The following is an 11,111-nucleotide window of genomic DNA, read 5'->3' as shown; positions in this document are numbered from 1 at the left end:
TCTTGTCATTGTGGAAAGGCCAACATCCATAGCTTTGGCGGCATCTGCCACCGTGTATTTCTGGTCAACAACCAGTTGAGCGGATTCGCGTTTAAACTCTGCGCTAAAATTTCTTTTTTTCATTGGAGCACCTGTGTTGTTCTGAGGTGAGCATATCACCTCTGTTCAGGTGGCCAAATTCAGTGTGCCACTTCATCCTGGCACGACCTCATTGGCTGAAGGTTTACCTTATGTTGGCCTGAACGAACAGGATGTTCAGGACGCCCATGCGCGCTTATCCCGTTTTGCACCCTATCTGGCAAAAGCATTTGCTGAAACTGCTGCCACTGGGGGGATTATTGAATCAGAACTGGTTGCCATTCCAGCTATGCAAAAACGGCTGGAAAAAGAATATCAGCAACCGATCAGCGGGCAACTGTTACTGAAAAAAGATAGCCATTTGCCCATTTCCAGCTCCATAAAAGCACGCGGCGGGATTTATGAAGTCCTGGCACACGCAGAAAAACTGGCTCTGGAAGCGGGGTTGCTGACGCTTGATGATGACTACAGCAAACTGCTTTCTCCGGAGTTTAAACAGTTCTTTAGCCAATACAGCATTGCTGTGGGCTCAACCGGAAATCTGGGGTTATCAATCGGCATTATGAGCGCCCGCATTGGCTTTAAGGTGACAGTTCATATGTCTGCTGATGCCTGGGCATGGAAAAAAGCGAAACTGCGCAGCCATGGCGTTACGGTCGTGGAATATGAGCAAGATTATGGTGTTGCCGTCGAGGAAGGACGTAAAGCAGCGCAGTCTGACCCGAACTGTTTCTTTATTGATGACGAAAATTCCCGCACGTTGTTCCTTGGGTATTCCGTCGCTGGCCAGCGTCTTAAAGCGCAATTTGCCCAGCAAGGCCGTATCGTCGATGCTGATAACCCTCTGTTTGTCTATCTGCCGTGTGGTGTTGGCGGTGGTCCTGGTGGCGTCGCATTCGGGCTTAAACTGGCGTTTGGCGATCATGTTCACTGCTTTTTTGCCGAACCAACGCACTCCCCTTGTATGTTGTTAGGCGTCCATACAGGATTACACGATCAGATTTCTGTTCAGGATATTGGTATCGACAACCTTACCGCAGCGGATGGCCTTGCAGTTGGTCGCGCATCAGGCTTTGTCGGGCGGGCAATGGTGCGTCTGCTGGATGGCTTCTATACCCTTAGCGATCAAACCATGTATGACATGCTTGGCTGGCTGGCGCAGGAAGAAGGTATTCGTCTTGAACCTTCGGCACTGGCGGGTATGGCCGGACCTCAGCGCGTGTGTGCATCAGTAAGTTACCAACAGATGCACGGTTTCAGCGCAGAACAACTGCGTAATACCACTCATCTGGTGTGGGCGACGGGAGGTGGAATGGTGCCGGAAGAAGAGATGAATCAATATCTGGCAAAAGGCCGTTAATAACGTTTCAACGCAGCATCGCAATCCTTTCCCTGGGTGAGCGATGCTGCCGATGGCGCAGACTTAAGATCCCCGGTCTTACCCGCTATAACCCCCTCCTTTTATCATCACCCAACGCCTTTCGCTGTAAACGGCGGTTTCGCAAACCAAACCAAAACCGTAAGTAAGATAAAAGCAATAGCCGCCATACGGAAAATCTCATTTGCAGAAATAGAAAGTGACTGCTGGGTTATTTCATTATTAATTTCATTAAGAACTCCTGAAAGCGAACCATAATATTTATCCATAATTTGTGACGATAAATTAAACACGGGGTTAAATTGATCGATGGTTGCTGTCAACTGACTATGGTGTAACGATTCGCGTCGTCCCCACAGCGTCATTGTCAACGACGTACCAACTGATCCTGACAAGGTACGAAAAAAATTACTCATACTCGAGGCATTGGCAAATTTATTATCTGGCAAGCCTGAAAACGAAATCGTTGTTAAGGGTAAAAAGAAACAGGCAACGGCGAATCCCTGAAAAAACTGCGGCAAAATGATGCCTGTAAAATCAATCGTTGGCATAAATGTCACAGAACGCCAGTAATAGCAAACCGCATACATCAAAAAACTAAATGTCACTAACAACCGCATGTCTATTTTGTTGCCATAACGTCCTATCAAAGGTGAAATTAATAGTGGCATGATGCCGATGGGCGCATAAGCAAGTCCGGCCCATATCGCATTATACCCCATCGTTTCCTGGAGTAACTGCGGCATAAGGACGATCGCTCCAGAGTAAAATAAATACGCGCATGTGATACTCACAATACCAATGGTGAAGTTACGGGACTTAAACAAACTGAGATCAAGAATCGGGTTCTCTGAGGTCAACTCCCAAATGACTAAAGAGATCAGAGAAATAACTGATACTACTGTTAATATTATTATTGTACTCGAGTTGAACCAATCCAGATCGCGCCCTTTATCAAGCATAATTTGCAAGCCACCAACACCGAGCACTAACAGGGTCAGTCCTGGTAGATTCATTTTGACCGGTGAAGTCTCAGTTTCTCTTCCTTTAAGTAAGGTTAAGCATAATGTCAGGACGATAATCCCCATAGGGACATTGATTAAAAATATCCAACCCCAGTTAAAGTTATCACAAATATAACCGCCCAATATCGGCCCACATATCGGAGCGATAATCACGGTCATTGACCATAATGCCAGAGCAAATGTTCTTTTTTCTGGCGGATAATTCCTTAATAATAAACTCTGTGACAGTGGAATTAACGGCCCCGCCATTAACCCCTGAACGACTCTAAAAAATATCAGCACATCAAGATTGGTCGATAGGCTACACATTAATGAAGACAGCGAAAAAAAGGTTACTGAAAGTAAAAATAATCTTAATTCGCCTATTCTTTGTGCCAACCTGCCAGTAACAGGGATCGCAATGGCATTTGCTACACCAAACGAGGTGATAACCCAGGTGCCTTCGTCTGTTGATGCTCCCAGAAAGCCAGATATTGTCGGTATTGCGACGTTAGAAATAGTGGAATCCAACATTTGCATAAATGTCGCTAATGACAATGCAATAGTGACGCACCATAACGTCCCACCGGTTAATGGTGCGGAGTTGATTTAGTGATTGCCATTAAAGTTGTCCATTATGCGAAATAATGTTGCTAATTTCTTTTTCTATCGGACTGGTATCGATAACTAAAGCCTTACTGGTATAAGCCGGCATGGAGGTCACGGTTGAAGCCAGCTCAGGCATCTCGGCAATGTCTTCGTTCTTCGTATCAATAGTTGCTGTCATCGATAAACCAATACGCAAGGGATGTTCCATGAGTTCTTTTGGATCAAGAGAAACTTCAACCGGTACACGCTGAACGATTTTGATCCAGTTCCCTGTCGCATTTTGTGCAGGTAATAAGGAGAACGCATTGCCGGTTCCCATATTGATCCCTGTCACCCGACCATGAAACACAACATTTTCACCATAAAGATCGCTGATAATATTGACCGATTGACCAATCCGCACATCCGTGAGTTGTGTTTCTTTAAAGTTGGCATTAACCCACATTTGACGTGCCGGTACGACAGCCATTAACGATTGTCCGGGGCTCACTGTTTCGCCGACCTGAACACTTCTCTGGGCAATATAGCCGGTAACCGGACTCTTAATATCCGTACGTTTAAGCGCCAACCAGGCTTCTTTAGTTGCATCCGCCGCTTCAACGACTTGTGGCTGACGGTTTAATGGTGTGTTCATTACTAAAGCTTTATTCGCTTTATAAGCCTGGATAGCGGCATTCAATGCCGCTTTGCTACTTATTAACGTATCTTTGGTATGCTCCAGCGTTTCTTTTGAAATAACCCCCTGCTTCGCTAACGGCACTCGACGGTTATAATCTTCTAAAGATTGTTGATACTGAATACGTGCTGAAGCGACTTCGGCACTGTATTGTTTATCCTGTAAGTATAGTTTATTCGTTTGCCGAACAATATTTGCCAGATTATTTTTAGCTTTATTGAGTGCGATAGTGGCATCAGTTTTATCCAGTGAAACTAAAATGTCACCTTGTCGAACGTAGTTCGTATCTTTATGATTAACGACAGTGACACTACCTGAGACTTGTGCAGAAATTGGATCTGCATTCCCCGTGACATAGGCGTCATCTGTACTAATCATGTCTTCTAATTCCATTGACCAATAGGCATAGGCACCTGAAAACGCAATAAATAAAACTACCACCAATAAAGAAAAGTATTTTCTTCTGTTAGAATGTTTTTTATTTGAATTAATCTGTTCCACTATTATCTCTCATTTCTCATAGATGAAATTTATGAATTGAATGAAAAGAGCATTCATTCTTCATATCAAACACAGTGCATGTGTTGCACATTATCCCAGGAACGTTGGAGGCCTAATTTAAATGAGGTGCAAAAAAAACAACAGAGGACTAAACCGTGGCTTTTGCAATACAATTCTTACGCCTGTAGGATTAGTAAGAAGACTTATAGTGCTAACTTGAAACTATAAATCATCGGTACAACCCCTGATTTTATTGTTGACATTTCATTTATGCCGACTATTTATATGGTATACTTGTCGAATTATCTTAAAGGAAGCTCAGATTTTCTTATTTTTATTGAGAAAATGAGATGACGCCTTATGTCTGTATTACTACAGGGAGAAGGGAGATGCTTCATTGCAAAGGGAATAATCTATGAACGCAATAATTATTGATGACCATCCTCTTGCTATCGCAGCAATTCGTAATTTATTGATCAAAAACGATATTGAAATCTTAGCGGAGTTGACTGAAGGGGGAAGCGCCGTTCAGCGGGTGGAAACACTTAAGCCTGATATCGTCATCATTGATGTCGATATCCCCGGAGTTAACGGTATCCAGGTGTTAGAAACGCTGAGGAAGCGCCAATATAGCGGAATTATTATTATTGTCTCCGCTAAAAATGACCATTTTTACGGGAAACATTGTGCTGATGCTGGCGCTAATGGATTCGTGAGTAAAAAAGAAGGCATGAACAATATCATTGCGGCTATTGAAGCTGCAAAAAATGGCTACTGCTATTTCCCCTTCTCTCTCAACCGGTTTGTTGGAAGTTTAACGTCCGACCAGCAAAAACTCGACTCCTTATCGAAACAAGAAATTAGTGTCATGCGGTATATTCTTGATGGCAAGGATAATAATGACATTGCTGAAAAAATGTTCATCAGCAACAAAACTGTCAGCACTTATAAAAGTCGCCTGATGGAAAAATTAGAATGTAAATCACTGATGGATCTTTACACATTCGCGCAACGTAACAAAATCGGCTAATCACATGAAGTTTTTACCCTATTTTTTTCTTCTCTGTTGTGGTCTTTGGTCGACCATAAGTTTCGCAGACGAAGATTACATCGAATATCGTGGCATCAGTAGTAACAACCGTGTCACACTTGATCCAGTACGTCTGAGCAACAAGGAATTACGTTGGTTAGCGAGCAAAAAAAATCTTGTGATTGCAGTACACAAGTCCCAAACGGCTACCTTGTTGCATACCGATTCGCAGCAACGGGTTCGTGGTATTAATGCTGATTATTTAAATCTTTTAAAAAGAGCGTTAAATATCAAATTAACACTCCGGGAATACGCCGATCATCAAAAAGCAATGGACGCGCTGGAAGAAGGTGAAGTCGATATAGTGTTATCACATTTAGTTGCTTCGCCGCCTCTTAATGATGACATTGCTGCAACCAAACCACTGATAATTACCTTTCCGGCGCTCGTCACCACCCTTCACGATTCAATGCGACCGCTTACCTCATCAAAACCAGTAAATATTGCTCGAGTAGCAAATTATCCCCCTGACGAGGTAATTCATCAATCATTTCCAAAAGCAACAATTATCTCTTTTACAAATTTATATCAGGCATTAGCATCCGTCTCAGCCGGACAGAATGATTACTTTATTGGTAGTAACATCATTACCAGCAGTATGATTTCCCGCTATTTCACTCACTCCTTAAATGTAGTGAAATATTATAACTCACCGCGTCAATATAATTTTTTCTTGACCAGAAAAGAATCTGTCGTTCTTAATGAAGTACTCAATCGATTTGTTGATGCTTTAACAAATGAAGTTCGCTATGAAGTTTCACAAAATTGGCTTGATACAGGAAACCTGGCCTTTCTGAACAAACCATTAGAACTCACTGAACATGAAAAACAGTGGATTAAGCAACATCCCGATTTAAAGGTGCTGGAAAATCCTTACTCTCCTCCCTATTCTATGACGGATGAAAATGGCTCGGTTCGGGGCGTTATGGGGGATATTCTTAATATTATTACCTTGCAAACAGGTTTAAATTTTTCTCCGATCACCGTTTCACACAATATCCATGCCGGAACACAGCTTAACCCCGGTGGATGGGATATAATACCTGGCGCTATTTATAGTGAAGATCGAGAAAATAATGTTTCATTTGCAGAAGCTTTCATAACAACGCCATACGTTTTTGTCATGCAAAAAGCACCTGACAGTGAACAAACATTAAAAAAAGGAATGAAAGTTGCCATTCCATATTATTATGAGCTGCATTCGCAATTAAAAGAGATGTATCCGGAGGTTGAGTGGATAAAAGTCGATAACGCCAGCGCTGCATTTCACAAGGTCAAGGAAGGTGAACTTGATGCTCTGGTCGCGACACAGCTAAACTCGCGTTACATGATCGATCATTACTATCCTAATGAACTGTATCATTTTCTTATTCCCGGCGTTCCGAATGCATCGCTTTCGTTCGCTTTTCCTCGCGGAGAACCGGAACTTAAGGATATTATTAATAAAGCACTGAATGCAATTCCCCCAAGCGAAGTTCTGCGCCTGACGGAAAAATGGATTAAAATGCCCAATGTGACCATTGACACATGGGACCTCTATAGCGAGCAATTTTATATTGTTACGACATTATCCGTTTTATTAGTTGGCAGTAGCCTTTTATGGGGATTCTACCTGTTACGCTCAGTTCGTCGTCGTAAAGTCATTCAGGGTGATTTAGAAAACCAAATATCATTCCGAAAAGCACTCTCGGATTCCTTACCAAATCCAACTTATGTTGTAAACTGGCAAGGTAATGTCATTAGTCATAATAGTGCTTTTGAACATTATTTCACTGCGGATTACTACAAAAATGCAATATTACCATTAGAAAACAGTGACTCACCCTTTAAAGATGTTTTTTCTAATGCGCATGAAGTCACAGCAGAAACGAAAGAAAATCGAACAATATACACACAGGTATTTGAAATTGATAATGGCATCGAGAAAAGATGCATTAATCACTGGCATACATTATGCAATCTGCCAGCCAGCGATCATGCTGTTTATATTTGTGGTTGGCAAGATATTACCGAGACGCGTGATTTAATTCATGCACTCGAAGTAGAGAGAAATAAAGCGATCAATGCAACTGTCGCAAAAAGTCAGTTTCTGGCAACAATGAGTCACGAAATAAGAACACCAATAAGCTCCATTATGGGCTTCCTGGAACTTCTGTCGGGTTCTGGTCTTAGCAAGGAGCAACGGGTGGAGGCGATTTCACTTGCCTACGCCACCGGACAATCACTCCTCGGCTTAATTGGTGAAATCCTTGATGTCGACAAAATTGAATCGGGTAACTATCAACTTCAACTACAATGGGTCGATATCCCTACTTTAGTCCAGAACACTTGTCACTCTTTCGGTGCGATTGCTGCAAGCAAATCGATCGCATTAAGTTGCAGCAGTACATTTCCTGATCATTACCTGGTTAAGATCGACCCTCAGGCGTTTAAGCAGGTCTTATCAAATTTACTGAGCAATGCTCTCAAATTTACCTCCGAGGGGGCAGTAAAAATTACGACCTCCCTGGTTCACATTGATGACAACCACGCTGTTATCAAAATGACGATTATGGATTCTGGAAGTGGATTATCGCAGGAAGAACAACAACAACTCTTTAAACGCTACAGCCAAACAAGTGCAGGTCGCCAGCAAACAGGATCTGGCTTAGGCTTAATGATCTGCAAAGAATTAATTAAAAATATGCAGGGCGATTTGTCATTAGAAAGTCATCCAGGCATAGGAACAACATTTACGATCACAATCCCGGTAGAAATTAGCCAGCAAGTGGCGACTGTCGAGGCAAAAGCAGAACACCCCATCACACTACCTGAAAAGTTGAGCATATTAATCGCGGATGATCATCGACCAACAGGCTATTACTCAAACGCCAGCTAAATCTATTAGGATATGATGTTGATGAAGCCACTGATGGTGTGCAAGCGCTACACAAAGTCAGTATGCAACATTATGATCTGCTTATTACTGACGTTAATATGCCGAATATGGATGGTTTTGAGTTGACTCGCAAACTCCGTGAGCAAAATTCTTCCTTACCCATCTGGGGGCTTACAGCCAACGCACAGGCTAACGAACGTGAAAAAGGGTTAAGTTGCGGCATGAACTTATGTTTGTTCAAACCGTTGACCCTGGATGTACTGAAAACACATTTAAGTCAGTTACACCAGGTTGCGCATATTGCACCTCAGTATCGCCACCTTGATATCGAAGCCCTGAAAAATAATACGGCGAACGATCTACAACTGATGCAGGAGATTCTCATCACTTTCCAGCATGAAACGCATAAAGATCTACCCGCTGCGTTTCAAGCACTAGAAGCTGGCGATAACAGAACTTTCCATCAGTGTATTCATCGCATCCACGGTGCGGCTAACATCCTGAATTTGCAAAAGTTGATTAATATTAGCCATCAGTTAGAAATAACACCTGTTTCAGATGACAGTAAGCCTGAAATTCTTCAGTTGCTGAACTCTGTAAAAGAACACATTGCAGAGCTGGACCAGGAGATTGCTGTTTTCTGTCAGAAAAATGACTAAATAGCGGCTCCCACAATGTTCAAATGTGGGAGCTATTTACCAGCACATCTTACATTTATGATGAGAACTCCTGGCGAATTTGTTCCCCATGCTGGTCGAGCGTTGCCGCTCCCGGCATAACATGCGGGTCCGCGCAGCCGCTGATTTTTATCGGATTACCCGGCATCATTATTCCCCCGGCTTCAATCAACATATTTCTCGCCTGAGTTTGTGGCAATTTAATGGCCTCAGCCACACTTAATAACGGCGCGACGGGTACACCAACTTCATGTATTCTGGCTAACCAAACTTCAGCTGCCTGCGTTTTTAACGTCCGCTCAATATATTGTTTAAGAATAGCCTGGTTTTGTACGCGTAAAATATTGCTGCTAAATCGGGGATCATTAACCAGTTCCGTAAGCTCCAGTGCCTGGCATAACGCAGAAAAAAGCTTGTCATTACCACAACAAATCGTAATCGGCTTATCCTGAGTATTGAAAACATCAAAAGGTGCCATGTAGGGATGGCGATTTCCCAGACGTTGTGGTGACTTCCCTGTCGCGATATATGCCATCAGACCATGCTCCAGAAAACTCAGCGTGGCATCAAACATCGCTATATCGACATGCGCCCCTCTCTGGCTCTTTTCGCGGCCATAAAGTGCACTCACTATTCCGCTGAATAAATAGACACCGCCGCATAGATCCGCAAGAGATGTACCAACGCGCACTGGCGGAGCATCAGGATATCCTGTTTCCATCATTATCCCGCTCATTGCCTGAATGATGGTATCGTAGGCAGGAGCATCTTTTAGCGGACCGGTATGTCCGAAACCTGACGATGAAGCATATATGAGGCTCGGGTTGATTTCTTGAAGCGTTTCCCATGAAAACCCCAGTTTTTCCATTGTACCTGGGCGAAAATTCTCAGCTAATACATCAGCTTGTTTGAGCATATTTATAAATATACTTTTATCGTAATCATTCTTTAAATCAAGAACCACACTCTCTTTGCCATGATTAATAAAACTGTAATAGAGTGACTGTCCATCCACATAGGGACCAAATGTGCGGGTATCATCACCATGACCCGGCGGCTCAACTTTAATTACCCTTGCGCCCATATTACAAAGAAGTTGAGTTCCGAAAGGTCCATTAAGGACATGTGTCATATCGATAACTAATAAGCCTTCAAACGGCCCTTTGCTTTCATTATTTGTCATTTGCTTATGCCTTGAAAAAAGCCGAAGGTGAAAAGACACTTCGGCATTTATGTAAAATCAATAACATGATTAATTATGAAACCAGTCGACTGACATAAATCCACAAGGGAGCCGTGACGACAAAGCCCAGTACGCTCACAGCCAATGACGCTGTACCAGTACGGGTGTAGACATTAAACCGGCTGGCAATAATAATTCCGGAGAATGCCGGCGGTAATGCGCCTGCCAGTACCATCATCTGCAGATGTTCGCTGTTCAAATGACATGCCATACCAACGAGAAGCAGTGCCAGTGGCATCAGAATCAGCTTCAGGAAGGTGTTATAAGCAATTTCGGCACTGAACTCGAATTTATGTGCAGCCAGAGTCAACCCCGCAGCGAATACCGCTACCCCTGAGTTAGCCTTCGCAATCAGATTAAAGGTTGGGTCCCATGCTGCCGGAATTTTTACCCCAACCAACACCAGGATCGTTGCCAGAACAGGTGCCCATACTACTGGCTCCTTTGCCGCAGAAATTAATGCACTCAGATTACTATTCTTCTTACCATCCGCTCCTGAAGAAGGATTCAGCAAATACAGACCAATAGGAATAGTAATTGCGTTAACAATAATAGAAATAATTGCTACCACTAAACCTGTTGATACGGAATCACCATAAATAGGATCGAGAACTGCAAACCCTAGGAATCCAATGGTAGGTGAACCTGCAATTAATGCACATACAGCTGCTTCTGCATGGGTACGTTTAAAAAATTTGTAGCAACCGAACCAGGAGAAAAAGAAACATCCGACAATAACCACAAGTGATACAAGGGTCAGACGAGTGTCCGCAAAAATCATTTCCCTGTTTGCCCGAGTAATAGATACAAATAGAGCCGCAGGAAGCGCGTAGTTTAATACCAGTTTATTAAATGCGCGGGCTTGATCTTCTGAAAAAGTTTCTCGTCTGCCGCTAAAATAACCCAACAGCATGATTACGATAATAGGCAATAAATCGCCAATAAAAAATGTTAGCATAATAGTATTTCCGATAAGG

6 protein-coding genes and 2 pseudogenes are annotated in these 11,111 nt (G+C 42.9%); 3 read left to right on the top strand and 5 right to left on the bottom strand.

Going from position 1 to position 11,111, the window contains the following annotated elements:
* The coding region (locus tag BFF42_RS08895) for an IS3 family transposase (protein ID WP_005083954.1) at positions 1–123 on the bottom strand (123 nt) is incomplete at its 3' end.
* 46 nt (positions 124–169) lie between these two features.
* On the opposite strand from BFF42_RS08895, the gene dsdA reads away from it, so the two are divergent.
* Positions 170–1,438, top strand: a complete 1,269-nt coding sequence (gene dsdA, locus BFF42_RS08890; protein WP_001051648.1) for a D-serine ammonia-lyase — start codon at positions 170–172, stop codon at positions 1,436–1,438.
* 107 nt (positions 1,439–1,545) lie between these two features.
* On the opposite strand, the pseudogene emrY reads toward dsdA, so the two are convergent.
* Together emrY and emrK are read right to left on the bottom strand one after the other, a co-directional pair.
* Positions 1,546–3,083, bottom strand: a pseudogene (emrY, locus tag BFF42_RS08885) (multidrug efflux MFS transporter permease subunit EmrY).
* Positions 3,083–4,246, bottom strand: coding sequence for a multidrug efflux MFS transporter periplasmic adaptor subunit EmrK (gene emrK, locus BFF42_RS08880; RefSeq protein ID WP_012421564.1), 1,164 nt, complete (start codon positions 4,244–4,246; stop codon positions 3,083–3,085). Before emrK ends, emrY begins: the two are co-directional and overlap by 1 nt.
* A 415-nt stretch (positions 4,247–4,661) precedes the next feature.
* Between emrK and evgA the strand changes: the two genes are divergently transcribed.
* Together evgA and evgS are read left to right on the top strand one after the other, a co-directional pair.
* Complete coding sequence (gene evgA / locus BFF42_RS08875) at positions 4,662–5,276, top strand: acid-sensing system DNA-binding response regulator EvgA (protein WP_000991370.1); 615 nt, start codon at positions 4,662–4,664, stop codon at positions 5,274–5,276.
* 4 nt (positions 5,277–5,280) lie between these two features.
* Positions 5,281–8,873, top strand: a pseudogene (gene evgS / locus BFF42_RS08870) (acid-sensing system histidine kinase EvgS).
* A 55-nt stretch (positions 8,874–8,928) separates the two neighbouring features.
* Here the strand turns inward: evgS and yfdE are convergent.
* Together yfdE and yfdV are read right to left on the bottom strand one after the other, a co-directional pair.
* A complete protein-coding gene (yfdE, locus tag BFF42_RS08865; protein ID WP_012421539.1) occupies positions 8,929–10,074 on the bottom strand; it encodes a CoA:oxalate CoA-transferase in 1,146 nt (381 codons plus the stop codon).
* 73 nt (positions 10,075–10,147) lie between these two features.
* A complete protein-coding gene (gene yfdV, locus BFF42_RS08860; RefSeq protein WP_000955028.1) occupies positions 10,148–11,092 on the bottom strand; it encodes a transporter YfdV in 945 nt (314 codons plus the stop codon).
* Between the last annotated feature and the right edge of the window lie 19 nt (positions 11,093–11,111).

It is taken from the genome of Shigella sp. FC1661 (assembly GCF_001712525.1).
Classification (GTDB): Bacteria; Pseudomonadota; Gammaproteobacteria; order Enterobacterales; family Enterobacteriaceae; genus Escherichia; species Escherichia coli.
Note: the sequence above shows the minus strand (reverse complement) of the source record. Positions and strands in the feature narration are given on the sequence as shown.

Excerpts from the sequence above, each read along its gene's own strand:
- evgA (WP_000991370.1), top strand. The coding sequence starts at position 4,662 with ATGAACGCAATAATTATTGATGACCATCCTCTTGCTATCGCAGCAATT.
- yfdE (WP_012421539.1), bottom strand. The coding sequence starts at position 10,074 with ATGACAAATAATGAAAGCAAAGGGCCGTTTGAAGGCTTATTAGTTATC.
- yfdV (WP_000955028.1), bottom strand. The coding sequence starts at position 11,092 with ATGCTAACATTTTTTATTGGCGATTTATTGCCTATTATCGTAATCATG.